General features: G+C 69.6%; 18 protein-coding genes. 10 read left to right on the forward strand and 8 right to left on the reverse strand.

Annotated features, from left to right (window positions below):
* The first annotated feature begins 1 nt into the window (after nt 1).
* Nucleotides 2–1255 carry a cytochrome P450 gene (locus ACGFJ2_RS37600; protein WP_357940125.1) on the forward strand — a complete coding sequence of 418 codons (1254 nt, stop codon included), beginning with the start codon at nt 2–4 and terminating at the stop codon, nt 1253–1255.
* Here ACGFJ2_RS37600 and ACGFJ2_RS37605 read toward each other — a convergent pair.
* Nucleotides 1230–2645 (reverse strand): FAD-dependent monooxygenase, encoded by a 1416-nt coding sequence (locus tag ACGFJ2_RS37605; RefSeq protein ID WP_393476667.1) that lies wholly within the window; start codon nt 2643–2645, stop codon nt 1230–1232. The two genes, ACGFJ2_RS37600 and ACGFJ2_RS37605, sit on opposite strands and share 26 nt — an antisense overlap.
* A gap of 35 nt (nt 2646–2680) precedes the next feature.
* On the opposite strand from ACGFJ2_RS37605, the gene ACGFJ2_RS37610 reads away from it, so the two are divergent.
* Together ACGFJ2_RS37610 and ACGFJ2_RS37615 are read left to right on the forward strand one after the other, a co-directional pair.
* Nucleotides 2681–3367: a TetR/AcrR family transcriptional regulator gene (locus ACGFJ2_RS37610; RefSeq protein WP_357940129.1), complete on the forward strand. Its 687-nt coding sequence runs from the start codon at nt 2681–2683 to the stop codon at nt 3365–3367.
* A 113-nt stretch (nt 3368–3480) separates the two neighbouring features.
* Nucleotides 3481–4314: an alpha/beta hydrolase gene (locus tag ACGFJ2_RS37615; RefSeq protein WP_357940131.1), complete on the forward strand. Its 834-nt coding sequence runs from the start codon at nt 3481–3483 to the stop codon at nt 4312–4314.
* A 53-nt stretch (nt 4315–4367) separates the two neighbouring features.
* On the opposite strand, the gene ACGFJ2_RS37620 is transcribed toward ACGFJ2_RS37615, so the two are convergent.
* Entirely contained in the window at nt 4368–5477 is a 1110-nt protein-coding gene (locus tag ACGFJ2_RS37620; RefSeq protein WP_393476672.1) for a methyltransferase domain-containing protein, read from the reverse strand.
* Between the two features lie 242 nt (nt 5478–5719).
* Here ACGFJ2_RS37620 and ACGFJ2_RS37625 point away from each other — a divergent pair, with 242 nt between their 5' ends.
* A complete protein-coding gene (locus ACGFJ2_RS37625) occupies nt 5720–6961 on the forward strand; it encodes a cytochrome P450 (protein WP_357940136.1) in 1242 nt (413 codons plus the stop codon).
* A gap of 44 nt (nt 6962–7005) precedes the next feature.
* Here ACGFJ2_RS37625 and ACGFJ2_RS37630 read toward each other — a convergent pair whose 3' ends face one another.
* Complete coding sequence (locus ACGFJ2_RS37630) at nt 7006–8403, reverse strand: hypothetical protein (RefSeq protein ID WP_393476675.1); 1398 nt, start codon at nt 8401–8403, stop codon at nt 7006–7008.
* Between the two features lie 920 nt (nt 8404–9323).
* Here ACGFJ2_RS37630 and leuS point away from each other — a divergent pair.
* Entirely contained in the window at nt 9324–11804 is a 2481-nt protein-coding gene (gene leuS, locus ACGFJ2_RS37635) for a leucine--tRNA ligase (RefSeq protein ID WP_393476678.1), read from the forward strand.
* Between the two features lie 7 nt (nt 11805–11811).
* Here the strand turns inward: leuS and ACGFJ2_RS37640 are convergent, their stop codons facing one another.
* Together ACGFJ2_RS37640 and ACGFJ2_RS37645 are read right to left on the reverse strand one after the other, a co-directional pair.
* The gene (locus tag ACGFJ2_RS37640) at nt 11812–12777 is read right to left on the reverse strand and encodes a TIGR03557 family F420-dependent LLM class oxidoreductase (RefSeq protein WP_393476681.1); all 966 of its coding nucleotides are present in this window, start codon (nt 12775–12777) and stop codon (nt 11812–11814) included.
* Between the two features lie 50 nt (nt 12778–12827).
* Entirely contained in the window at nt 12828–13247 is a 420-nt protein-coding gene (locus ACGFJ2_RS37645; protein WP_357940144.1) for a hypothetical protein, read from the reverse strand.
* 128 nt (nt 13248–13375) lie between these two features.
* Here ACGFJ2_RS37645 and ACGFJ2_RS37650 point away from each other — a divergent pair, with 128 nt between their 5' ends.
* Complete coding sequence (locus tag ACGFJ2_RS37650) at nt 13376–16552, forward strand: PDZ domain-containing protein (RefSeq protein ID WP_393476684.1); 3177 nt, start codon at nt 13376–13378, stop codon at nt 16550–16552.
* Between the two features lie 207 nt (nt 16553–16759).
* Nucleotides 16760–17833 carry a hypothetical protein gene (locus tag ACGFJ2_RS37655; protein ID WP_393476687.1) on the forward strand — a complete coding sequence of 358 codons (1074 nt, stop codon included), beginning with the start codon at nt 16760–16762 and terminating at the stop codon, nt 17831–17833.
* A gap of 109 nt (nt 17834–17942) precedes the next feature.
* Here ACGFJ2_RS37655 and ACGFJ2_RS37660 read toward each other — a convergent pair whose 3' ends face one another.
* The 3 genes from ACGFJ2_RS37660 to ACGFJ2_RS37670 all read right to left on the reverse strand — a co-directional run bounded on the left by ACGFJ2_RS37660 (nt 17943) and on the right by ACGFJ2_RS37670 (nt 20618).
* Nucleotides 17943–19052, reverse strand: coding sequence for a MalY/PatB family protein (locus tag ACGFJ2_RS37660; RefSeq protein WP_393476690.1), 1110 nt, complete (start codon nt 19050–19052; stop codon nt 17943–17945).
* Nucleotides 19053–19624: 572 nt separating this feature from the next.
* Nucleotides 19625–20335: a transcriptional repressor LexA gene (gene lexA, locus ACGFJ2_RS37665; protein WP_357940151.1), complete on the reverse strand. Its 711-nt coding sequence runs from the start codon at nt 20333–20335 to the stop codon at nt 19625–19627.
* Nucleotides 20336–20363: 28 nt separating this feature from the next.
* Entirely contained in the window at nt 20364–20618 is a 255-nt protein-coding gene (locus tag ACGFJ2_RS37670; protein WP_357940153.1) for a hypothetical protein, read from the reverse strand.
* Between the two features lie 1261 nt (nt 20619–21879).
* Between ACGFJ2_RS37670 and ACGFJ2_RS37675 the strand changes: the two genes are divergently transcribed.
* From ACGFJ2_RS37675 to ACGFJ2_RS37685, 3 genes are all read left to right on the forward strand, one after another.
* On the forward strand, nt 21880–22149 hold the full coding sequence (locus ACGFJ2_RS37675; protein WP_393476694.1) for a LysM peptidoglycan-binding domain-containing protein: 270 nt from the start codon (nt 21880–21882) through the stop codon (nt 22147–22149).
* A 617-nt stretch (nt 22150–22766) separates the two neighbouring features.
* Entirely contained in the window at nt 22767–23222 is a 456-nt protein-coding gene (gene nrdR, locus ACGFJ2_RS37680) for a transcriptional regulator NrdR (protein ID WP_214636146.1), read from the forward strand.
* Nucleotides 23219–26056 carry a vitamin B12-dependent ribonucleotide reductase gene (locus ACGFJ2_RS37685; protein ID WP_357940157.1) on the forward strand — a complete coding sequence of 946 codons (2838 nt, stop codon included), beginning with the start codon at nt 23219–23221 and terminating at the stop codon, nt 26054–26056. The genes nrdR and ACGFJ2_RS37685 overlap by 4 nt, the downstream gene beginning before the upstream one ends.
* The last annotated feature ends 11 nt before the right edge of the window (nt 26057–26067 follow it).

A 26067-nucleotide genomic window follows, 5' to 3' on the forward strand; every position in this document is an offset into this window, starting at 1 on the left:
CATGACGCTCTCCAGTGACCTGGACATCTCGCAACTGGTGTTCTGGGGGCTGCCCCAGGCCGAGCGCATGGCCGCCTTCCGCCGGTTGCGCCAGCTGGACGAGCCGGTGTTCCTGACGGAGCAGGCCGTGCCGTTCATCAAGGGCGGCCCCGGCTACTACGCCCTGGTGCGCCACGCGGACGTGACCGAGGCCAGCAGGAACGCGGCCGTGTTCAGCAGTGAGCCGTGTTCCAACAGCGTGCCCGACATGCCGCGCTGGCTGGCCGTGTACTTCGGGTCGATGATCAACATGGACGACCCGCGGCACGCCCGGCTGCGCCGGATCGTGTCCAGGGCGTTCACGCCGCGCATCCTGTCCAAGATGGAGGAGGACCTGGCCACGGCTGCCGCCGAGATCGTGGACCAGGCGATCGAGGAAGGGCCGGGCGACTTCGTGGCGCAGATCGCCGCCCGCCTCCCGGTCCGCGTCATCTGCGACATGATGGGCATTCCGGCGACATTTCATGACATGGTGCTTCGGCGGACCAACGTGATCCTCGGCAACGCCGACCCCGAGTACACCGGCATCGACCCCGAGTTCAGCCGCGTCAACGTGGCCCGCGGCTTGGCCAAACTGCTGCACGCCGGCTTCTCCCTGAACCGGCTCGCCGCCCGCCTGGGCGACGAGCGGCGCAAGAATCCCACGGGCGACCTGGTCAGCCTGCTGGTCAACGGTGAGGAGCGGCTCACCTCGCAGGAGCTGGGCTCGTTCTTCATCCTGCTGGTGGTGGCCGGCAGCGAGACCACCCGCAACGCGATCGCGTACGGGCTCAAGCTCTTCACCGACCACCCCGAGCAGCGGCGGCTGCTCCTGGAGGACTTCGACGGCCGCGTCACCAAGGCGTGCGACGAGATCGTGCGCTACGCCACGCCGGTGATCCAGTTCCGCCGCACGCTCACGCGGGACCATGAGATGAACGGCATGCGCTACAAGAAGGGGGACAAGGTCCTGCTCTTCTACAACTCGGCCAACCGTGACGAGACGGTGTTCAAGGACCCCGACACGTTCGACATCACCCGCGACCCGAACCCGCACGTCGGCTTCGGCGGTCCCGGCCCGCACTTCTGCCTGGGCGCCCACCTGGCGCGCAGGGAGATGACGGTGATGTTCCGCGAGCTGTTCACCCGGCTGCCGGGCATCAGGTCAGAGGGGGAGCCCGACTTCCTGCTGTCCAACTTCATCAACGGGATCAAGCACCTGAAGTACACCTTCTGAGGGCCTCGGCCAGGCCCTCCTCGCCGCGCCAGGCCACGAACCCGTCAGGCCGTACGAGGAGCGTCCCGTACGGCCAGCCGTCCACGACATGCACCGGAACGTCGGCCGCCACGCCGGGATCGGCCGTGAGCACACACCACTGGGATCCGACCAGGTCGAGCGTGGACACCCCGTCGGCCACCCACATGTGCGGCAGGCGGGATCCCGGCGACCCGTCGAGGTCGAGGGCGACGTCCTCGGTGGAGGGGAGCTCCGCGCCGCCGTACCGATAGCCCATGTGCACCACCGGCGCGTTGATCGCCCCCGCCGCCTTGCGCGCCTCCGCCATGTCCTGCCCCCAGTGCAGGGACGGATCGTTGAATCGCAGGAGCGCCTGTTCCATCGTCATGAGGGCCACCGGATGGCGCTCCGCGTGATAGGTCTCCAGCAGCTCGGGCTCGGCCTCACCGCGCAGCACGTGGGCGAGCTTCCACGCCAGGTTGTGCGCGTCGGCGATGCCGGTGTTCAGTCCGAACGCGCCCAGCGGGGGGATGGCGTGCGCCGCGTCGCCCACCAGGAAGACCCGGCCGACGGAGAGGCGATCGGCCACCTGGCCGCGCCCCCGGAACGTCAGCACGCTGCGGATCTCCACCTCGATCGACGGGTCGCCGAGCGCGGTGCGGATGTGCTCCGGAGTCGGCTCAGTGCCGAGGCGGGTGAGGAAGACCCACTCGCGTTGGCCGTCGACGGTCACCAGCAGGCCGGGCGCGTCCCGATGCTCGATGTCGCACATGGCGAACGGCTTGCGCGGGCGCAGATCAGCGCGGAACAGGACACTCGTCGTCTCCTGACCGAGCACACCGGGACCGGTGAGGCCGACGCCGAGGATCTGCCGAACCCGGCTGCGCACACCGTCGGCCGCCACCAGATAGCGCGCCCGCACGACACGCCCGTCGGACAGGGTCGCCGTGACGCCGTCGGAGTCCTGTTCGAACGAGTCGAGCGCCACGCCGAACTCCACGTCGCCCGCCTTGGTGATCAGCACGCGGTCGAACCGGTTCTGCGCGCAGGTGCCGCGGATCCGGGCCGGCGTGTAGGTGAACTCGGCCTCGCCTCTCGTCTTCCACGCCACGCCTTCGGTGAAGTCGGCCTCCGCGAGCGTGCGCCCCCTGATCTTCCCCGCCCGCAGGTCGACCGCGGCCTCGTTGACCGCTTGTTCCAGGCCGACCTCGCGCAGGATCTCCACCGACCGCAGCCCGATGCCGTTGGCCCTGGGGTGGTGCGACAGCTCCGGCTTCTCCTCGACGACGAGGGGCTTGACGCCGTGGTGGCGCAACAGCACCGCGAGCATCAGCCCGACGGATCCGCCGCCGGCGATCAGAACATCTGTGGAAACAGTGTGCCCATTCATGGGAACACTGTACCCATATCTGTAGAATCCTGTCCATGCCGCTTATCTGGGAGCGCGAGCCGTACCAGCCGAAAAGGCAGGCACTGAGCGTGGAGCGCATCGTGGACGCGTCCGTCGCCATCGCCGACGCCGAGGGGCTCGACGCGCTGTCGATGCGCCGCGTCGCCGCCGAGCTGTCGACCGGTACGACCTCGCTCTACCGTTACGTGGACAGCCGCGACGACCTGCTCGACCTCATGGCCGACGCGGTGCAGGACCACCACGTGCCGCTGACGGGAGACTGGCGCGCCGACCTCGAGGCGTACGCCCACCACGAGCGCGAGCTGTGGCTGCGGCACCCCTGGCTCGCCCCGCTGCTGGCGACCCGGCCATCGCTCGGCCCCAACTGGTTGCGCGGCCTGGAACACGCCCTCACCGCGGCCGCCCCGCTGACTTCCGACATCGCCGACGCGGGCTCGGCCGTCGGGCTGATCAGGGACTACGTGCGCGGCGCGGTCATGCGCGAGCTCGCCGAGAAGGAGACTCAGCGGCGCACCGGTCAGACCGAGGACGAGTGGCGCGCCGACGTCGCCCCCTACATGCGCAAGGTCATCGAGAGCGGTGCGTATCCCCGGGTCTCGCGCATGACCGAGTCCGCCGACCTGAGCCCGGCCGAACAGTTCTCGTACGGCTTGCACCGCATCCTCACCGGGATCGCGGCCGCTCAGCAGACGGCAAAGTGATCACGACCCGATCAGTTCGCGTTCGGACCGCGCTGCCTGCTGCGGGGGTCGAGGAGGGCGGCTGATTCCGGAGTGCTACTCCAGCGGAGAGCCGACTGCTAGGTTTCGCAGTCATGGAGATCAGAACCGTCCACGCCAACGGGGTGGAGTTCGCGTATCTGGCCGTAGGGGAGGGGCCGCTGGCCCTGTGCCTGCACGGCTTCCCTGACACGGCCCACACCTGGCGTCACCTGCTCCCGGCGCTGGCCGAGCGTGGCTACCGCGCGGTCGCGCCGTTCCTGCGCGGCTACGCGCCGACCGAGATCCCCGCCGACGGCGCCTACGAGGCCGGCGCGCTCGTCGCCGACGTACGGGCGCTGCACGAGGAGCTCGGCGGCGACTCCGCCGCGGTGCTCATCGGTCACGACTGGGGCGCGTTCCCCGTCTACGCGACCGCCGACCGCTTCCGCAGATCCGTGGCCATGGCCGTGCCGCCGGCCGCCGCCCTGGCGACCGGATTCCTGGACTACGAGCAGCTCAAGCGCTCGTTCTACGTCTTCCTCTTCCAGACCGCCCTGGCCGAGACGGCCGCCGCCGCCCCCGGCTTCCTCGAGGGCATCTGGCGCGACTGGTCGCCCGGCTACGACGCCGAGCAGGACCTGGAGTTCGTCCGGCAGAGCATCGGCGCGCCGGCGAACCTGGCGGCGGCCATCGGCTACTACCGGGCGATGCTCGGCACCACCCCGCCCACCGGCCGCTACCCGGCACCGGAGCCCGCCACCACCGGACCGATCCTCTACCTGCACGGGACCCAGGACGGCTGCCTCTCGGCCGACCTGGCCAAGGACGCGCTGAGCCACCTGCCGGCCGGATCGCGGACCGAGCAGGTGGCCGGCGCGGGACACTTCCTCCACCTCGAAAAGCCGGCGGAGGTCAACCGGCTCATCCTCGACTGGCTGGCCTCCTGAGGGCGGCGGCCCACGGGCTCGTCCTCGACTGGCTGACGTCCTGAGGGCGGGGGTCAACTGGCTCGTCCTCGACCGGCTGACCTCCTCAGGACCGCCACGACCGGATGGCGGCCTGACAGGGTGAGATGAATCACCCTGTCCACCCCGAATCCGGGCGGCCGCCACGGCTCCGGAACGAGCGCCACCACGGTGCCGCCCACGGCCAGGACGCGGTGGATCTCCCGCCACAGGCGGCCGGGGTCCCGGCGGAGCCGCCCGCTCGGGGCGACCTGACGGTCCCAGGGCGGATTCACCAGCACCCGGTCCACGCTGCCGTCCGGCAGGGGAATCCGCCCCGCATCGGCCACCCCCCAGGCGATGGCGTCCGTCACGGGGCTCCGGCCCGCATGGGTTGAGGTGATGGCATGGGCTGCGGCGCGGGTGGCGTTGGCGGCGGCGACGTGGACGGCGTGCGGGTCGTGGTCGAAGCCGATCAGCCGTGCGTGCGGCGCGAGCGCGCGGGCCTCGATGAGCGTGGTGCCGGCGCCACAACAGGGGTCGAGCACCGTGCCGGCGCGCTCGAGCCGCGCCAGCCCGGCCATGGCGGCGGCCACCGGCGGGTGCAGCGTGCCCGGGATCGACTCCGTCTTGTACGGCCTGCGGTGCAGCGGTCTGGCGGGCACCCGTAGGGCGATGACCGCCTGCCCGCCCTCCACCGTGACCCGCCACGCCGTCGAGCCCTCGGGCGGCACACGTCCGTCGCGGCGCGAGTGGTACGGCATGCCCAGCGGCCGGGCGAGCTCGGCACCGACGGCGTCCTCGATGTCGAACCGGTTGTAGTTCCGCCGCCCGACGAACGACGCCGACACCTCCACCCCACCGCCGCCCCGCCCGCCTGTCTGGTGGGCGAGTTTCGTCAGGCTTTCGGCGTCGAGTTCGCGAGCCGCCCGCGCCAGGCGCCCCAGCGCCTCCCTGTCGCGCCCGATCCCCTCCACGACGGCCGCCACCAGCAGCACGTCGTCGGCCGTCCGCAACTCCAGCAGCTCCGGCCCGGGATCGGCCGTCTCAAACCACACCTCACGGTGGCGCACCCCGCGCACCACCCCAAGCCCGGCACGTCGGATCTCCGCGGCCACCAGGGGCTCGATGCCACGCACCGCCCTGGCCACGGCAAGCGTATGCACGTGTCCTTCTCCCACGTCGCGACCCGGGACGGCGGCCGGCCGTCCCGCATCACCGGCGGTGGGTCATCCACGGCCCGCCGGCGGGTCGCTAACGCAGGAAGAAGAAGAACTGCATGCGCCCCACGCTATAGATCACCCGCCTCCAGAGGCCACCGATTTTCCGCGCGCGCCCGGCCACGGAGACGTACGGTGTACTTCGATCGCGTTGACGTGAATGGGCCGCTATCCGAATGATGGTGTTCATGGACGTGCTTGACTTCGACCTGTCGGACCGTGACTTCTGGGCCAAGCCGATGGCGGAGCGGAGGGCCGCCTTCGACCGGCTGCGGGAGCGAGATACGCCGGCCTTCTTCGCCGAGCCCGTGGTCGACTTCGCCCCGCAGGGGCCCGGCTACTACGCGCTGGTCAAGCATGCCGACATCCTGGAGGCCAGCCGCACTCCCGAGGTCTTCTCCTCGGGCGACGGCGGGGCCACGAACATCCTCGACATGCCCGCCGAGTTCGCCGAATACTTCGGCTCGATGATCAACATGGACGACCCGCGGCACGCGCGCCTGCGCCGGATCGTCTCCCGGGCCTTCACCCCCAAGATGATCAAGCAGTTCGAGGCGGACGTGGACACCGCGGCCGCCAAGATCGTGGACGACCTGCTGGTCACGGGCTCCGGCTGCGACTTCGTCACCGAGGTCGCCGCCCGCCTGCCCTTGAAGATCATCTGCGACATGATGGGCATCCCCGAGCGCGACTACCAGTTCGTCTTCGAGCGCTCGAACGTCATCCTGGGCGGCTTCGACCCCGAATACACCGGCGACGACGTCACCCAGGTGGTCCCGCTCCTGCTCAACGCCGGGATGGAGCTGCAGCAGCTCGTCCAGGACCTGGCCGCCTACCGCATCGACCAGCCCACGAACGACCTGACGTCCTCCCTCGTCAACGCCAACATCGACGGCGAGCGGCTGACCTCGCAGGAGCTCGGGTCGTTCTTCATCCTGCTGGTGGTGGCGGGCAACGAGACCACCCGCAACGCCATCTCGTACGGCCTGCGCCTGCTCACCAACAACCCCGACCAGCGGGCGCTGTGGCTGGAGGACGTCCAGGGCCGGGCGGCCGGAGCCGTGGAGGAGATCGTCCGGATGGCCTCACCGGTGAACTTCATGCGCCGCAAGGTGACCAGGGACTACGAGATGAACGGCCACCTGTACCGGAAGGGCGACAAGGCGGTCCTGTACTACTGGGCGGCCAACCGTGACGAGGCCGTCTTCGAGGAGCCGGAGCGGTTCGACATCACCCGCTCACCCAACCCACACGTGGGGTTCGGCGGACCGGGGCCGCACTTCTGCCTGGGGGCGCACCTGGCCCGGCGGGAGATCACGGTGATGTACCGGGAGCTGCTCCGCCGGGTGCCCGGCATCCAGGCGGGCAAGCCGGACCGCCTGCACTCCAGCTTCATCAACGGCATCAAGCACCTGGAGTGCACCTTCTAGAGCCGCCTGCCCGGCCCCCGGGATGCCGGGGGCCGGGGACAGGGTCAGGAGGTGGGGGTGACCTTGATCTGCTTGATGACCGTGTTGACGTCCGGCAGAAGCTGCTTGCTGGTCGACGGGATCGACATGTAGACGATCGCCGGTACGTCCTTGCCGGTGTTGATGGCGGCCGTGACGATCGTGGCCTTCTCGGTGCCCGAGGTCAGGGCGTAGGCGATGACCCGGCCCGAGGACTGCCCGACCTTGATCGGCTGCTGGGCGATCTTCTTGACCGTGTTGCCCTCGGGGAAGAAGCGCTTGCGGGCGTTCAGCACCACCTGCTTGATCACCGGCTCCAGGTCGTCCTCGCTGGTGAACGAGGACGCCAGCTTGGCCGGGAGCGGGCCGGTGAGGATCTGGGCGGAGCTGTTGGTGCCCGTGATCACGTACTGGCGGGTGTCGAAGCCGTACGTGGACTTGACGGTGGCGCGCTGGTCCTGCTGCCAGGTGCCGCCGAGGCGCGGGATCGTGATGCCGGCCGAGGGGTTGGCGACTATGCCCGTCACGGGGGCGGCCTTGCCGGACCACCGCGGCAGACGGGGGATCGAGCTCGCCGCCTTGGTGGGGGCGGTGCTGGCCGACGTGCTCGGCTTGGCGGCCGCGGTGTTGGTGGCGGACGGCGTGTTGCTGGCCAGCGGTCCGGCCAGGAACGCCCAGAGGACGGCGCCGACCAGGGCGATGGCCACCGAGCCCGCCAGGGCGTAGATCCAGAGGGGCTTGCCGGGGTTGTCCAGCGACTCTGGCTCACCCATCGCCTGGTAGTCGTCGCCGAAGACGGTGTTCCAGAGCTCCTGCTGGCGCTCGGGCGGCGGGGTGCGGGAGCCGCTGATCTGACCGGCCGTCACGAACCTGTGGTCCGGGTCGGACGGGTCGCGGCTCAGGTTGGCGCCCGGCCTGCCCTGCTCGCCTTGCTGGTCCTCGCCGGTCGGCGGCTGCCCGCCCGGGGGCTGGCCGCCCGGACCGTGGCCACCTGGTCCGTGCCCACCTGGTCCGTGCCCACCCGGACCGTGCCCACCTGGCCCGTGGCCGATCGGCGGCTGGCCGGGCGGTGCTTGGCCGACCGGCGCCTGGCCGTACGCGACCAGGCGGTCGTCGGGGGAGGGCGCGGAACGCGGCACCGCACGCTCGTCGAGGGGAGTGCCACGGCGCCGGCTGTCCAGCGGAGTGACGTTTCGCGGGCCGTCCAGCGGAGAGCCGCCCTGCGGGCCGTCCAGCGGCGAGCCGGACCGAGGGCCGTCCAGGGGGGAGCCGGACCGGGGACCGTCCAGCGGGGAGCCGGACCGCGGCGCGCCTCGGTCGTCCGCGGGCGGGTACGCCAGCTCGCCGAGCGGATTCGGGAACTGGTGGTACGCCGTGGGCTGATTGTCCGGAGAGTTCTGGCCATAGGCGGCCGTGCGCTCCATCGGGTCACCCGGACGCGACTGAGGCCGGGCGTCGGGCTGGCCGAGGTTCGACCACGCGTCCGAGGACGGCGGAGCCTCCGACCAGGCGGGCCCGGAGTCCGGCCAGGACTGCTGCGACCCCTGCGAGGGCGCGGAGCCCTGCCGCGAGGGATCGGGCCACGAAGGCGAGGACTGTGATGGGTCCGGCCAGGACGGCGAGGATTGCGCCGGGTCCGGCCAAGATGGCGAGGACTGTGATGGGTCCGGCCAGGACGGCGAGGACTGCGCGGGATCGGGCCAGGACGGCGAGGACTGCGCGGGGTCCGGCCACGAGGGTGAGGATTGCGATGGGTCGGGCCACGACGGCGAGGACTGCGACGAGTCCGGCCATGACGACTGGGCGGCACCGCCCCGTGAAGAGTCAGGCCATGCCGCGTCCTGCCGGGGCGCCTCGGGCCAGGATGTCGGCACCTCCGGCTTAGGCGCCTCGGGCCAGGACGGTGGCAGATGGGGTGCTCCGGAATTCTCCGTTGCCATTGCTGCCGTACCTCCCGAGGTTATGTCCGGATTTGACGCATCCGGCATGATCTCACGCGAGACCAGGGGTTCCGCAGTAAAACGCGCGAAGCCGTGCGGATCCGTCGGTGGGTCCTGCATGGGCAGGCCACCATCTGGACGTTCTGGCTCTACTGGGTACACCACGGCGACGAGAGTATTCTAATGGGACATTAGAGGTCACAACGGATACATCACCATCAGATCTCACCAGACCTGAAGAGTCCATTGTGCCTACTGACCCGACTCGACGACCCGCATTCAGCCGAAGACGTGCGCTAGGCTTGACCTATGCGTTCCGCGACCCTGCTTCTTAGCGGGCCGCGACGGCTCTGATCAGCTCGCCGTCGCGGCTGCCCCTCGTCATGCGCACGAGGGGTTTTCTTATGGGTCCGAGTCAATCCAAAAGGACAACCGCCGTGAGTGAGTACAACCCGCAGGCGCTGCAGGCCAAGTGGCAGCAGCGATGGGAGGAGCAGGACCCGTTCCGGGCCAGCGATGACGCCGCCGACACGCGTGAGCGGCGCTACATGCTGGACATGTTCCCCTATCCTTCCGGTGACCTCCACATGGGCCATGCCGAGGTGTTCGCGATCGGTGACGTGGTCGCGCGCTACTGGTTCCAGAAGGGCTACAACGTCCTCCACCCGATCGGCTGGGACTCCTTCGGCCTGCCGGCCGAGAACGCCGCCATCAAGCGGAACGCACACCCCGCCGAGTGGACCTACGCCAACATCGAGACGCAGGCCAATTCGTTCAAGCGCTACGGCATCTCCTTCGACTGGTCGCGTCGCCTGCACACCAGCGACCCCGACTACTACCGCTGGAACCAGTGGCTGTTCATCCGCTTCTTCGAGCGCGGCCTGGCCTACCGCAAGGGCGGCCTGGTCAACTGGTGCCCCCAGGACCAGACCGTGCTGGCCAACGAGCAGGTCGTGGCGGGCAAGTGCGAGCGCTGCGGCGCCGATGTGATCCGCCGCGAGCTGACGCAGTGGTACTTCAAGATCACTGACTACGCGCAGCGGCTGCTGGACGACATGCGGCAGCTGGACGGCTGGCCGGAGCGGCTGCTGACCATGCAGCGCAACTGGATCGGCCGGTCCGAGGGCGCCGACGTGCTGTTCGAGATCGAGGGCCGCGAGGAGCCGGTCCACGTCTACACCACGCGGCCCGACACGTTGTTCGGCGCCACGTTCTTCGTGGTGGCCGTGGACGCGCCGCTGGCCGACGAGATCGTCACGGACGAGCAGCGCGCGGCCTTCGAGGCATACCGGGCCGAGTCGGCCAAGCTGAGCGACATCGAGCGGCTGTCCACCGACAAGGACAAGACCGGCGTCTTCCTGGGCCGCTACGCGATCAACCCGGTCAACGGCGAGCGCATCCAGGTCTGGGCGGCCGACTACGTGTTGTCCGACTACGGCCACGGCGCCATCATGGCCGTGCCCGCCCACGACCAGCGCGACCTGGACTTCGCGGTGAAGTTCGGGCTGCCGGTGAAGGTCGTCGTGCACACCGGCCTGGCCGACCCCGGCGAGACCGGCGAGGCCACGCCGGGCGAGGGCAAGCTGGTCAACTCCGGCCCGCTGGACGGGCTGTCCAAGACCGAGGCCATCTCCAAGATCATCGAAGTGCTGGAGACCCAGGGCAAGGGCACGGGCGCGATCAACTTCCGGCTGCGCGACTGGCTGCTGTCCCGCCAGCGCTACTGGGGCACGCCGATCCCGATCATCCACTGCGTCGACTGCGGCGAGGTGCCCGTCCCCGACGACCAGCTGCCGATCACGCTGCCCGACCTGCGCGGCGAGGCCCTGGCGCCGAAGGGCGTGTCCCCGCTGGCCAGTGCCACCGACTGGGTCAACGTCGAGTGCCCCAAGTGCGGTGGTCCCGCTCAGCGTGACACCGACACGATGGACACCTTCGTCGACTCGTCCTGGTATTTCCTGCGCTACACCTCGCCCGGCTACACCGACGGCCCGTTCGACGTCGAGGCGGTCCGCAAGTGGGGCCCGATCGACCAGTACGTCGGCGGCATCGAGCACGCGGTGCTGCACCTGCTCTACTCGCGCTTCTTCACCAAGGTCCTGCACGACATGGGCATGCTGGACTTCACCGAGCCGTTCCTGCGCATGCTCAACCAGGGCCAGGTGATCAACGGCGGCAAGGCCATGTCCAAGTCCCTGGGCAACGGCGTGGACCTGGGCCAGCAGATCGACGACTTCGGGGTCGACGCGGTCCGCCTGACCATGGTGTTCGCCGGTCCGCCCGAGGAGGACATCGACTGGGCCGACATGTCGCCGGCCGCGTCGCAGAAGTTCCTGGCCCGCGCCTTCCGTGTGATGGACGAGGTGGCCGCCGAGCCCGGTGTGTCGTTCGAGGGCGGCGACGTCGAACTGCGCAAGGCCACCCACCACGCGATCGACGAGGTCACCCGGCTGGTGGAGTCCCAGCGCTTCAACGTCGCGATCGCGCGCATGATGGAGCTGACCTCGGCGGCCCGCAAGGCCATCGACTCCGGTCCCGGCGCCGCCGACCCCGCGGTCCGCGAGGCGGCCGAGACCCTGGCGATCATGCTGTCGCTGGTGGCGCCCTACACCGCCGAGGAGGGCTGGGAGCGCCTGGGCCACGAGGGCGGCGTCGGCCGGGCCGGCTGGCCCACCGCCGACCCGGCGCTGCTGGTGCAGGAGTCGGTGACCTGCGTCGTCCAGGTGGCCGGCAAGGTGCGCGAGCGCCTGGAGGTGTCGCCCGACATCTCGGAGGCCGACCTGAAGGCGCTGGCCCTGGGCTCGGAGAAGGTCCGCTCCTACCTGACGGGCGAGCCGCGCAAGGTGATCGTGCGGGCGCCGAAGCTGGTCAACATCGTCCCCTGACGCCGACTTAGAGGCGGCGCAGCGCGGGCAGCAGCTCCTTCTCGGCCCAGCCGAAGAAGGGCTGCTGCTGGTCGTGGCCGATCTGGACGAGCGCGACGTGCGTGAACCCGGCGTCGGTGTACTTCCGGACCGCCTCGACCACCGCGTCCACGTCGTCGCCGCACGGCACGCTGCCGGCGACGTCCTCGGGCCGTACGTAGTCGGCGTAGGCGTCGAAGTTGACCGGCCCCGGCAGCTCGGCCATGACCTTCCACCCGGCCGCCGACCAACGCCACAGCTCGTGGGCCCGCTCCTTGGCCGCCTCGGCGTCGGTGTCGTAGGAGATGGCCAGCTGGCCGTACACCGGCTTGCCCGACCCGCCGAGCGCGTTGAACTGCTCCACCACCTCCGGCATCGGCTCGTTGACGATCAGCAGGTCGCCGAACTCGGCGGCCAGGTCCGCCGACTGCCCACCGGAGGCGGCGACCCCGATCGGGATCCGGCGCTCGGGCAGGTCATAGAGCTTGGCCGAGTCCACGTCGTAGAACTCGCCCTGGTAGGTGACGTACTCGCCGGAGAACAGCTTCTTGATGATCTGGACCGCCTCGCGCAGCATCCGGTGCCGGGTGTTGACCGGTGGCCAGCCCTCGCCGATCACGTGCTCGTTCAGGTTCTCGCCGGAGCCCAGCCCCAGCGTGAACCGGCCCTGGCTGAGCACGCCCATCGTGGCGGCCTTCTGCGCGACCACGGCCGGGTGGTAGCGCATGAGCGGGCACGTCACGTACGTCATGAGGGGCAATCGCTCGGTGGCGTTCGCCGCCGCGCCCAGGACCGACCAGGCGTAGGGCGCGTGACCCTGCTCCTCGAGCCATGGGAAGTAGTGGTCGGAGATGACCGCGTAGTCGAATCCGGTCCGTTCGGCGGTGGCCGCGTCGTCCACCAGTTGCCGGGCCGGAGTCTGCTCGCACATCAAGGTGTAGCCGATTTCTGCCATGGTGTGCCGACTACCCGGGCTTGCACACGTTAGTTACCAGGCGCCGGAGATCAACGTTGGGTCAGTTCCTCCACCACCAGGCCCAGCCCGATGCCCATCAGCCAGACGTCCTTGGCGACGGAGACCCCCTCTTGGGAGGGGCGCAGAGTGCCGTCCTGGCGCAGCCCGGGGGTCTTGACGTAGAAGGCGAGCAGCCCTCCGGCGAACGCGGTGAGCGCCGCCCCCGCGAGCAGCGACGGCACCACCGGGAGCAGCAGCGCCGATCCGACCGCGATCTGCGACTTCGACAGCAGCCGCACGAACGTCTCGGGATCCTGCCGGCGAAGGAACGGGAAGGCCGTGGCCGCCATGCCGTGCACGCCGGTGGCGGCTTCGCGGTCGGCCTGAGCCAGGGTCAGCCCGGAGTCCAGGATGTACGCGCCCGCCGCGATGCGGGGCGGCCATTGGTGGGGACGGGCGAGAATCCTCACGTTTCCTCCAGAAATGACGTCACGTACGGCTTCTGCCCCATCGCCATCTGTCACACGCCGCCCCGCGGCGGCCTTGACCAAGACTTCAAGGGCGGACTTCGCGGCCGGACGCGCACTAGTGTGCAGCTGTGACAACTGGCGCATACCTGAGATTTCCACACCTGCACGGTGACCTGGTCACCTTCGTCGCCGACGACGATGTCTGGCTGGCTCCCGTGGCGGGCGGACGGGCCTGGCGGTTCACCGCCGACCGTACGCCCGTGTCGTACCCCAGGTTCTCGCCCGACGGCGCCCGCATCGCGTGGACCGGCCATCGGGAGGGACCGCCCGAAGTGTTCGCCGCCGAGCTCGACGGGGCCGAAGGCGAGCGGCTGACCCACTGGGGCAGCGCCACGACCGGCGCGCGCGGGTGGACCGCCGACGGGGATGTGCTCGCGGTCAGCGCGACGGGCGAGGGCTCACGGTCCCGGACGTGGGCGTACGCGGTGCCGCTGGACGGCGGCCCGGCGGTGCGCCTGCCGTACGGGTGGGTGAGCGAGGCCGCCGTCAGCGGCGACCGGGTCGCGACCGTGTCGCCGGTCTACCGCGAGCCGTCACATTGGAAGCGCTACCGGGGAGGCACGGCCGGCAAGCTCTGGGTCGACGCCGAGGGGAACGGCGAGTTCGCCCGGCTGTTCGCCGACAGCCACGCGCAGTACTGGTCGGTCATGTGGGCGGGTGACCGTATCGCGTTCCTGGCCGACATCGACGGCACCGGCAACGTGTACTCGGCCCTGCCTGACGGCTCCGACCTGCGCAAGCACACCGGCCACGACGAGTTCTACGCCCGCCACGCCTCGACCGACGGGGAGCGGGTGGTCTACAGCCACGCCGGCGACCTCTGGCTGCTGGAGAGCCTGGACGCAGAGCCGTACAAGCTGGAGGTCAAGCTCGGCGGGCCGCGCCCGGCTCGCGCGCGGCGACCGGCGCCGGCCCGCGTCGGCGGGTTCTCGCCGGACGAGACCGGGCGGGCGAGCGCGGTCGAGATCCGCGGCACCGCCCACTGGGTGACCCACCGAGACGGGCCCGCGGGCGCGTTGCGGGTGGAGCCGGGCGTCCGGGTACGGCTGCCGCGGGCGCTCGACGCCGACGGCCGGGCGGTCTGGGTCTCGGACGCCACCGGTGAGGACGGTCTGGAGATCGGTACGCCCGGCGGCGAGATCCGTACGCTGGCCGCGGGCGAGCTCGGCCGGGTGCTCCAGCTGGCCGCCGCGCCCAACGGCAAGCACGCGGCCGTGGCCACGCACGATGGGCGGCTGCTGGTCATCGACCTCGAATCCGGAAATATCCGGGAGCTGGATCGCACGACGCAGGGGGACATCAGCGGGCTGACGTTCTCGCCCGACTCGTCCTGGCTGGCGTGGGTGCATCCGCATGACGAGCGGCTGTCGCAGATCAGGATGGGCCGCCTCGACGGGACCTCCGTCATCGACGTGACGCCGCTGCGGTTCGTCGACTTCGACCCGGTCTTCACCAGGGACGGAAAGCATCTGGCGTTCCTGTCGATACGGACCTTCGACCCGATCTACGACGCGCACGTGTTCGACCTGTCGTTCCCGGCGGGCTGCCGGCCGTACCTGGTGCCGTTGCAGGCGACGACGCCCTCGCCGTTCGACCCGAGCCTGCAGGGGCGCGGGTTCAACGGCGAGGACGACAAGCCCGCCTCGTCCTCTGCTTCGGATGAGAAGAAGAACTCGGACAAGAAGGACGCCGAGCCGCCGCGTACCGAGGTTGACGTCGAGGGGCTGGCCTCGCGCGTGGTGCCGGTGCCCGTGCCCGCCGCGCACTACCGCAACCTGCGCACCGCCAAGGACGCGCTGCTCTGGCTGCGCCACCCGACGGCCGGGCTGCTCGGCGACGGCACCGAGCCGACCGGCGAGACCGTCCTCGAACGCTACGACCTCAAGAAGCGCGCCAAGGCCGAGCTCGGCAGGGAGACGCGCGCCTTCGAGGTGAGCGGCGACGGCAGCAGGCTCGTCCTCAACGGCAAGAACGGCCTGCAGACCCGCACCAGCGGCGAGGGCGACGAGGTCGTCACCATCGACCTCGACCGGATCACGGTCCAGATCGACCCGGTCGCCGAGTGGCGGCAGGGCTTTGCCGAGGCCGGCCGGTTGATGCGCGACCACTTCTGGCGCGCGGACATGAACGGCGTCGACTGGCAGGGCGCCCTCGACCGCTACGCGCCGCTGGTCGACCGGATCGGCGCCTACTCCGAGCTCATCGACCTGCTCTGGGAGGTACAGGGCGAGCTGGGCACCTCGCACGCCTACGCCCGGCCCGTCGGCGGGGGCTACGACTCGCGGCGGCGCCAGGGCCTGCTCGGCGCCGACATCACCCGCGACGCGGAAGGCGTCTGGCGGGTCGAACGGATCCTGCCCGGCGAGTCGTCCGACCACGACGCGCGCTCGCCGCTGCTCGCGCCGGGCGTCGCCGTGCGCGCGGGCGACGCGATCGTGGCGGTGGGCGGACGACCCGTCGATCCCGTACGCGGCCCGCTCGCCTCTCTGTCCGGCACGGCCGGCCAGCCCATTGAGCTGACCGTACGACCGGCGTCGGGCGGCGAGACCCGCCGGGTGGTGGTCACCCCGATCTCGGACGAGACGCAGCTGCGCTACCACGACTGGGTGGAGGGCCGCCGGGCCTACGTCCGGCAGGCGTCGGACGGGCGGCTCGGCTACCTGCACGTGCCCGACATGGTGGCCTCGGGGTGGGCGCAGTTCCATCGCGACCTGCGTACGGAGATGGCCCGCGAGGGGCTGGTCGTGGACGTACGCGAGAACGGCGGCGGGCACACCTCCGAGCTCGTGCTGGAGAAGCTGTCGCGCCGGGTCACCGGCTGGAACCATGCCCGCGGCTACGAGCCGATGCGCTATCCCGAGGACTCGCCGCGCGGCCCGATCGTGGCCGTCACCGACGAGTTCGCGGGCTCGGACGGCGACATCGTCAGCGCGGGCATCAAGAACCGGAAGATCGGTCCGCTGGTAGGTACCCGGACGTGGGGCGGGGTGATCGGCATCGACTCGCGTTACTCGCTGGTGGACGGGACGGTGGTGACCCAGCCCCGCTACTCGTTCTGGCTGGCCGGGCCGGGCTGGGGCGTGGAGAACTACGGCGTCGACCCCGACATCGAGGTGGTCATCACGCCGCAGGACCGGGTGGCGGGGCGCGATCCGCAGTTGGAGAAGGCGGTCGAACTCGCGCTCGCCGCCCTGGCCGAGCACCCGGCGGCCACCCCTCCGGACCTGCCGCCTCTCGCGACATGACGAACCCCTCCGTCGCGGACCTGCCGCCTCTCGCGACATAACCGCGCGACGTAACCTCGCGACATAACGGACTCATCACGGGATCCGCTCCGATGACGATCGGAGCGGATCCTGTAGGCAGGCTTGATCCTATGAAGTCCCTTACGTATCGCCTTGGGCTGTCGCTCAAGGGCGTGGCCGCTGACTCCCTCTTTCAGAGGTAAGGCGGTGGAGCCTCTCGCCTATCGTCAGAGCGGTATCCGGGAAACCGGACTGAATGCCCGGGACATCAGGAAGGCCCTGGAAAAGCTCACCGTTCCAGGGCTCCCCCTGGGGACGTTCGGCATCGCGGGCGGTGCGGCGAGAGAACGCCACAACCAGGCCGGCGACGAGTTCAACAGCCGGGCGCGGCGCGGCGCGGAGTCGGCCGAGGGCATCTCGCACAACATGAAGCTCACCGCCGACGGGTACGTACGGGCCTCCAACGAGGTCATGCGCGCGGTCCTCGCCGTTGGCCGCGACCGGCAGCCTCTCGTACGCGGGAAGGCCCCTACGCCGGAGTCGGAAGTCCGGAACGGCCTGGGATATGGCCTCACGTCGCTCGGTACCACGGGCGTGACCCTCATCCGGCTGGCGGAGGCCTCCTCCTACCTCCAGCGCGGCTCGGCCGCCGGGGTCGCGAACCTGTCGGCCGAGGCGGCGAAGATGGCGAACCTGAGCCAGCGCACGCTGTCCATGCTCAAGGTCGCCGCCACGATGTCGATCACGGCAGGGACCGGGCTCATGCTCTGGCTGGCCACCGTGACCTGGAACGACGACAAGGTCGACGAGGCCATCGCGGCCTGGCGCCACGCCACCGACTCCCTGGGCGAGATCTTCGGGGCCGGGGACCCGATGAAGCTGGAGGCACTGGCGGCAGCATGGCACGGTGGCGCCAAGGACGTGGCCGACCAGAAGCTACGAGACTTCGTCACCGCGGGTGTCCAGCTCGCCGACTACGCCGCCGGCCGGGCTGTCGGGTTGCAGGACGCGGTGAAGCAGCTGAACCGGCTGCACTCGTACGCGTTCTGGACGACCATGGGCGAGCTGGGGGTGATCGCGGCGCTGCGCCTGGTCGCGGCCGTCAACCCGGCCGCCCGGCTGGCGACCATCACGGTGGGGTGGCGGTTGTCCCTCGCCCTTGTACTGATTCAGGGGGCTATCACCGCGCGGCTGGAGTACCTGGCGGGAGAGTCCTTGAAGAAGGACTCGGTGGGCGCCGGGCCGCCGGGGGTCGAGGAGACGGACTTCCCTCGCTTCTGACCTTCCCTTGCGGTCATGCGGGCCTGCGGTCATTGGGGTCCGTGGTCATGCGGGTCGTCCTGGACTGCCGCCCGGCGGGGTGAGGCCACAGGCCGGTTGATGATGATGGTCATCCGGTCTGTGTGATGCGGTCCAGGATCTCAGCCAGGATCGGCTCGGTGGTGGCGAAATTCAGCCGCACGCAGTGCGCGCCGCCGGGCCCGAACGTGGCGCCATCGCTCAGCATGACTTTCGCGTCACGTTCGAGCGCTTCCTGTACGCCTGGGCGGCCGTAGTCGAGCCAGGCCAGGTAAGTGGCCTCCGGGATGCGGTAGCCGACCTCCTCAGGCAGCCGGTCGGCGATCGTCCGGCGATTCCTGTCCAACAGGGCACGGGTCTCCTCAAGCCAGGCGTCGCCGTGCCGCCAGGCCGCCACCGTCGCCTCTACCCCGAACAGATTGGCGGAGCCGAACACGAAGGGCGGCTGCGCGTCCAGAGCCTTACGCAGCTCCGGCGAGCCGATGTGGGCGACCGAGCACCGAATGCCGCCAAGATTGAACGCCTTGGTGGCAGAGGTGAGCGTGACGGTCCGCTCCGGCAGGATGGTGGCGAACGGGATGTGCTGGTTGGGGGCGTACGCGAGGTCGGCGTGGATCTCGTCGGAGATGACGAGCAGGTCATGACGCTCGACGTGCTCCGCCAGCTCGGTCAGCTCCTCGCGGGTGAAGACCCGGCCCGTGGGATTGTGCGGGTTGACCAGCAGCAGCACCTTGCACCGGGACAGATCAGGCACCTCAAACCGCCACGAGTCCCCGTCGGCGATCAGCTGGAGGGGATGCAGCGGCCGGTTCATGGTCTCCAGCGTGCCGAGGAACGGGGGATAGGCGGGGGTATGCACGGCCACGCCGTCGCCTGTGCGGGTCCATACGTGGAGGAGCACTTGGAGCGCTTGGTTGATGTCGGAATAACTCCGCACATACTCAAGCTCCGGCTCCCAGCCGTACCGACCGGCCATCCGCTCAACGAACGCCTCAGCCAGGGGACCACAGCGGGGACTGTCCAGCCAGGTGGGGTAGCCGAGGTCACCGTGGGCCCGCCGTTGAAGGGCGTTGACGACTTCGGGGGCGGTGGGGAGGTCCATGTCGGCGATCCAGGCGGGGATGACGCCGGGAGCGGCTTTGGCCCACTTGAATCCGTCGTGTGTTGCCTTGAGGTCTTCTGCCCGCTTTGCGTAGGTCACCCGGCCATTCTAAAAACCACCTTGATCCTGGCCACCCCGTCTCACGATCAGCCCGGTCTTACGGCCACCCCTGGCCGTGCGGCCGACCCTGTCTCACGGCCATCTCGTCTCACGGTCGGCCCGGTCCTGCGGCCAACCTGTCTCACGTCGGCCAGCCGGTCCCACGATCAGCCCGGCTCACTGATCAGCCCATCTCATCGTCGGCCCATATGGCCGATCAGACGATCGGTCCGTTCGCGCCGAAATGCTCGAAGACCCGTCGATGGCAGGCCCACAAGGTGGCTGGTGGCGAAACAGCACCAACCACTCGTGGATCACAGGAGCGGTGCCTTCCTGCCATATCCATCAGCCATCCGCGCGACTGATGCCCATTGGGCACCCGCACGGTCGATACCCGCTAGCCGTCTGTACGATCCGTACCCATTAGACGCCCGTACAGGAGATGCCCAGTAGCCACCCGATACGGTCCACGGCCACCCATCAGCCACCCGTATGGTCGTGGCCACTCGTAAGACACACGTACGGTGTTCCGGGCGCATGACCCTGTCATGCGCCCGGAAACCTGCGTGGAGTCAGAGGCGGCGGAGGACCGCCACGACCTTGCCCAGGACGCTGGCTTCGTCGCCGGGGATCGGGTCGTAGTTGGCGTTGTGCGGCACCAGCCAGACGTGGCCGTCCTTGCGCTTGAACGTCTTCACCGTAGCCTCGCCCTCGATCATGGCCGCCACGATGTCACCGCTCTCCGCGACCGGCTGCTGGCGGACGACGACCCAGTCGCCGTCGGCGATGGCGGCGTCGATCATCGAATCACCGGCGACCTGCAGGAGGAAGAGGGTGCCTTCACCGACCAGTTGCTTGGGCAGGGCGAAGACGTCTTCGACGCTCTCCTCGGCGAGGATCGGCCCACCTGCGGCGATCCGGCCGACCAGCGGCACGTAGGCGGCCGTGGGCCTGCTCACTGGAGAGTCGGACTCGTTGGCGGCGTCGGGATCGACCCAGAGCACGGGCTCGCCGGGCAGACGCACCTCGAGCGCACGCGGCCGGTGGGGGTCGCGTCTCAGGTAGCCCTTGCGCTGCAACGCCGTCAGCTGGTGCGACACGCTGGACGTGCTGGTCAGTTGCACGGCCTCGCCGATCTCGCGCATGGACGGCGGGTAGCCCCGCTGTTGGACCGAGTCGCGAATCACCTCGAGGATCTTGCGTTGCCTGGGCGTCAGGCCCAGGGAGTCACGCCGACGCACCGCGAGGTCACTGACCCCGTTGGTGTCATCCCGATCGCTCATGATCTGCCTCCTCGCCCGGCGGCCCGCCTCACCGGCGAATCTCCCGGTCCGTGGTCTTCGTGTCGCACACAGCGACCGTATCGCTGTTGAAGATCATCTTCAAACAATTGTTCGAGTCTTCCTCGAAATTGTTGGCAGCGTGGTGTACAACATCGTACGGGAGTTCGATCGACACCGTGTTCGATTTGCCGATCTTTATTGGGTCTTTTTTTCGGGCCGGGGCGGCTGGGAGGTCACACATGCGAACGACCACCATCACAGATGCGACCAGCGACGACGTCAAGCGACTCACCCTCCTGGCAGACGCCACCCGGCGACCGGTGGCAGGGGGCGGAAACACGGGTGACGACCGGGGGCACGGCTCTCGGGGCGGCGATTCCGCCATCCGGCCAGATTGCGAACGCCCGCATACCCGTGACAACTCTGACAACCGGGCTCCGGGGTCTGGCGGTTCGGGATCGGCCACTCCGGGGTCTGGCGGTTCGGCGTCGGTCGGCCCAGGGTCTGTTGGACTGACGTCTGGCGGTTCGGGATCCGGCGGTCCGGGGTTGGCGGGTCCGGGGTCCGCTGCCCCGGGACCAGAAGGCCGTCTTGGGGTAGCGGGCGGGGCTCGCTCCGGAAGTGGGAGTGCGGGTCGTCTGCGGGCTGGGGGCGGGAGCATTCGCGAGAGTGGAGACGGAGGCCGTTTCGGCAGGGAAGGCGGTACACGGCCTGTACGCGGGGGCGGGGGGCGTCCCGAATACGGCAGCGGTGGCCGTCCGGGGGGCGGCAGAGTACGTGCCGGAGGCGGATCGGCTGGCAGAGGGCCTCTCAGTCGTCGGGCTGCGGCACAGGGGAGACCGCTCCTGTGGCTGGTGCCCGCGCCGCGCCCTGACGCCGACGACACGCCGCCGCCTGATGGAAGTGTGCGACCCACGGACACGACCGGGCGCCCAGTGGAGCCCGCAGGCTCAGCGGAAGTTGGGCGGCGATCGGTGGAGTCCGGGAATTCGTCGCTGCGGGCGAGCGACGGCCGCGCGGAGGGACCTCTGCGCGATGCGGGCGTTCGGCCCGGTGAGGCAGGAAGCCGGCCCGGGGGCCGGTCCAGTGAAAAGAGTGGCCGGTCCGAGGGTCGGTCTCGTGAGGCGGAGGGCCGGTCCGAGCTTCGGTCTGGGGAGGCTGCGGTCCGGTCGGAGGGGCGGTCGCGTCGGGTGGGTGGCCGGTCCGAAGGCCGGTCTCAGGAATCTGGTGGCCGGTCCGAGCTTCGGTTTGGGGAGGCTGCGGTCCCCTCGGAGGGGCGGGCGCGCCGGGCGGGTGGTCGGTCCAGTGTGCGGTCTCGGGGTGTCGGTGGGCGTGTCGGGGGTCGGGCTCGGGAAACGGCTGGTCGTTCCGGTGGCCGGGCCCGTGAGGTGACGGGCTCGTACGCACGCCGTCCCCGGCGTAAGGGCGGCCTGCCCGCTGATCGGACCCGTCTCTCCAGGAGGCAGGCAGGCGTCACTCGACGGGGGCGGCGTAATCCTCCCGTACGGCTCACGCGACGGGGGCGGGCCGTACTGGTGATGGCCATGGCTTTGCTGTCCCTGGGCGGTTTCTGGCTCGGCACCCGCGCGGTCAGCCAGGCGTCCGCGGCACCCGCCGTACCGAGTCACGCGGGTCTGCCCTGGGTGACCGTCCACGAGGGGGACACGCTCTGGACGATCGCCGACGCGATGGCTCCCGACGAGGGCGACCCCGGAGCGGTCGTGACCGAGATCAAGCGGCTGAACGGCCTGCCCAGCTCGCTCATCCGCCCCGGCAGCCGCCTGTACGTCCCGAGCGCCCACGCCCTGCCGTAAGCCCCGAATACCCTTAATCGGTGCCGTGCCGTGCCGTGCCGTGCCGCGCGATCCCGTGCCGCGCCGCGCCGCCCGGTGTCAGTGCCGTAACCGTGTGATGCTCTGTGATGTCGTTCCGTGTCGGGTGGTGCCGTTCCGTTGCGTGGCGTTTAGTCCCGAAACGGTCCGTCCCGACCGGTGGCCGTATAGCCGTACAGTCCGTCCTCCACCGGTGAGCGATACGGTCCGTCCCCAACCCGAAGCGCGGAGACGAGCGCGTACGGATGTGCCGTACGAGATGCCTGTGAGCCGTGTTCACCCACGTGAGACCGGCCAACCAACGTGACCAGCGAGGCGAGGAACACACCCCCACCGGCCGGCGTTGACGACGACACGCCCGAGCCGGACCAAGGCGGCTGCGCTGATCAGCGACTTCGGCGGCAAGCCCCCGTCCAACTTGCGTTCATGGTCGCTCGCTTCTACGGTTGGACCACAACATCTAGTAGTTACACCGATGTAGTTCACCACAAATTGTGTTTCTCTGACCGCACCATGGCGAGCCGTGGGGCGTGCGCGAGCGTACGCAGAAGAGTGCTTTACGCCTGTGGTGACCACACGGTCGAGGAGGGCGAGCAAACGTGCACTGTCCGTTCTGTCGTCATCCCGACACGCGGGTCATCGACAGCCGCTCGACAGAGGACGGCGCGGCCATTCGGCGCCGCCGTACCTGTCCGGAATGCGGGCGCCGGTTCACCACGCAGGAGACCGTACTGCTGATGGTGAGCAAGCGCAGTGGAGTAACGGAGCCGTTTTCGCGGGACAAGGTCGTCGCGGGCGTGCGACGGGCCTGCCAGGGCAGGCCGGTGAGCGAGGATTCGCTGGCTCAATTGGGCCAGCGCGTCGAGGAGGCCATCCGGGCCAAGGGTGCCGCTGAGCTCCCCTCCAACGAGGTGGGGCTGGCGATCCTGGGCCCGTTGCGGGAGTTGGACGAGGTGGCCTACTTGCGATTCGCATCGGTATATCGCGGTTTCGAGAGCCTGGCGGACTTCGAGGCCGAGATCGAACAGTTGAAGGCGGAGAAGGGGGAGTCATGACGGAGACGGCCAGCGGTTCAGTCGCGCGCGGAGGTAAGCGTCCGCGTAAAGGGCTCAAGATGAAGCGCATCTTCACCAAGCCCGGTGTGCACCCATATGACGACATCAAGTGGGAGCGCCGCGACGTCGTCATGACCAATTGGCGCGACGGCTCGATCAATTTCGAGCAGCGGGGCGTCGAGTTTCCCGAATTCTGGTCGGTCAACGCCGCCAACATCGTCACGACCAAATACTTCCGCGGCGCCGTGGGCACCCCGCAGCGCGAGTGGAGCCTGAAGCAGCTGGTCGACCGGGTCGTCGGCGTCTACACCAAGACCGCGGTGGAGCACGGCTACTTCGCCACCGACGAGGATGCCGAGATCTTCGACCATGAGTTGAAGCACGCGCTGACGCACCAGGTGTTCGCGTTCAACTCGCCGGTGTGGTTCAACGTGGGCACCGCGAGCCCGCAGCAGGTGAGCGCCTGCTTCATCTTGGCCGTGGACGACACGATGGAGTCGATCCTCGACTGGTACAAGGAAGAGGGCGTGATCTTCAAGGGCGGCTCGGGCTCGGGGGTCAACCTGTCCCGCATCCGCTCCTCGAAGGAGCTCCTGTCCAGCGGCGGTACGGCCAGCGGGCCGGTCTCGTTCATGCGCGGCGCCGACGCGAGCGCGGGCACCATCAAGTCCGGCGGCGCCACCCGCCGGGCGGCCAAGATGGTCGTGCTCGACGTCGACCACCCCGACATCGTGGAGTTCGTCGAGACCAAGGCCCGCGAGGAGGACAAGGTCCGCGCGCTGCGCGACGCCGGGTTCGACATGGACCTGGGCGGCAAGGACATCGTCTCGGTCCAATACCAGAACGCCAACAACTCGGTGCGCGTCTCCGAGGAGTTCATGCACGCGGTCGAGAAGGGTGACGACTTCGCCCTGCGCGGCCGCCTGACCGGCGAGGTGATCGAGAAGGTCGACGCGCGGGAGCTGTTCCGCAAGATGGCCAAGGCCGCCTGGGAGTGCGCCGACCCCGGCGTCCAGTACGACGACACGATCAACGACTGGCACACCACCCCGGAGACCGGGCGCATCACCGCCAGCAACCCCTGCAGCGAGTACGTCCACCTCGACAACTCCTCCTGCAACCTGGCCAGCATCAACCTGCTGAAGTTCCTGAAGGACGACGACACCTTCGACGTCGCGAACTTCGTCAAGCTGACCGAGCTGATCATCACGGCCATGGACGTGTCGATCACGTTCGCCGACTTCCCGACCGAGAAGATCGGCGAGACCACCCGCGCCTACCGCCAGCTCGGCATCGGCTACGCGAACCTGGGCGCGCTGCTCATGGCCACCGGCCACGCGTACGACTCCGACGGCGGCCGCGCGGTCGCCGGGGCGATCACGTCGCTGATGACCGGTGTGTCCTACCGGCGCAGCGCCGAGCTGGCCGGCGTCGTCGGCCCGTACGACGGCTATGCCCGCAACGCCGAGCCGCACAAGCGGATCATGCGCAAGCACGCCGCCGCCAACGACGACCTGCGCACGGTCGGCTCGATGGACGCCAAGATCCACGCCGAGGCGTCCCGTCAGTGGTCGGAGTGCCTCAAGGTCGGCGAGAAGAACGGCTACCGCAACGCGCAGGCCAGCCTGCTCGCGCCCACCGGCACCATCGGCCTGATGATGGACTGCGACACCACCGGCATCGAGCCCGACCTGGCGCTGGTCAAGTTCAAGAAGCTCGTCGGCGGCGGCTCCATGCAGATCGTCAACCAGACGATCCCGCGCGCGCTCAAGCAGCTCAACTACCAGCAGGAGCAGATCGAGGCCATCGTCGAGTACATCGCCGAGCACGGCCACGTCGTCGACGCCCCCGGCCTGCGCAGGGAGCACTACGAAGTGTTCGACTGCGCGATGGGCGAGCGGGCCATCGCCCCGATGGGTCACGTCCGCATGATGGCCGCCGCGCAGCCGTTCCTGTCCGGCGCGATCTCCAAGACGGTCAACCTGCCGGAGTCGGCCACGATCGACGACATCGAGCAGGTCTACATGGAGGGCTGGAAGCTCGGCCTCAAGGCGCTGGCGGTCTACCGCGACAACTGTAAGGTCGGCCAGCCGCTGTCGGCCGGCGGCAGCAAGAAGGAAGCCGAGAAGGCCGACAAGGCGGCCGAGGTCGCCGAGCCTGAGGTCAGGGTCATCGAGGTCAACCGGCCCACCAGGCGCCGGATGCCCAACCAGCGGCCGAGCATGACCACCCGCTTCACGGTCGGCGGCGCCAAGGGCTACATGACCGCCTCGTCCTACCCCGACGACGGGCTCGGCGAGGTCTTCCTCAAGATGTCCAAGCAGGGTTCGACGCTGGCGGGCGTCATGGACGCCTTCTCGGTGGCGATCTCGATAGGGCTCCAGTACGGCGTGCCGCTCGAGACGTACATGAGCAAGTTCGTCAACATGCGCTTCGAGCCCGCCGGGATGACGGACGACCCCGACATCCGGATGGCCACCTCGGTGATGGATTACATCTTCCGCCGCCTGGCCCTCGACCACCTGCCCTACGACGAGCGGGCGGCGCTGGGCATCTTCTCGGCGGCCGAGCGCGCCGCGCAGCAGCGCGGTGAGGACCCGGCCGCGCTCCAGGAGGCGGTCGACCGTGAGGCGCTCGCCCAGTCGGCGCCGATCGAGGCGAAGCAGGAGGCCGAGCAGGAGGCGAAGCCGGAGCCGGTGCAGGAGTTCACGCTGGAGAACCACCAGCGCATCACCGCCGACGCCCCGCTCTGCATGACCTGCGGCACCAAGATGCGCCCGGCGGGCAGCTGCTACGTCTGCGAGGGCTGCGGCTCGACCAGCGGCTGCAGCTAGAAGAGTCGCGG

It is taken from the genome of Nonomuraea sp. NPDC049028 (assembly GCF_043197735.1).
Lineage (GTDB): Bacteria > Actinomycetota > Actinomycetes > Streptosporangiales > Streptosporangiaceae > Nonomuraea.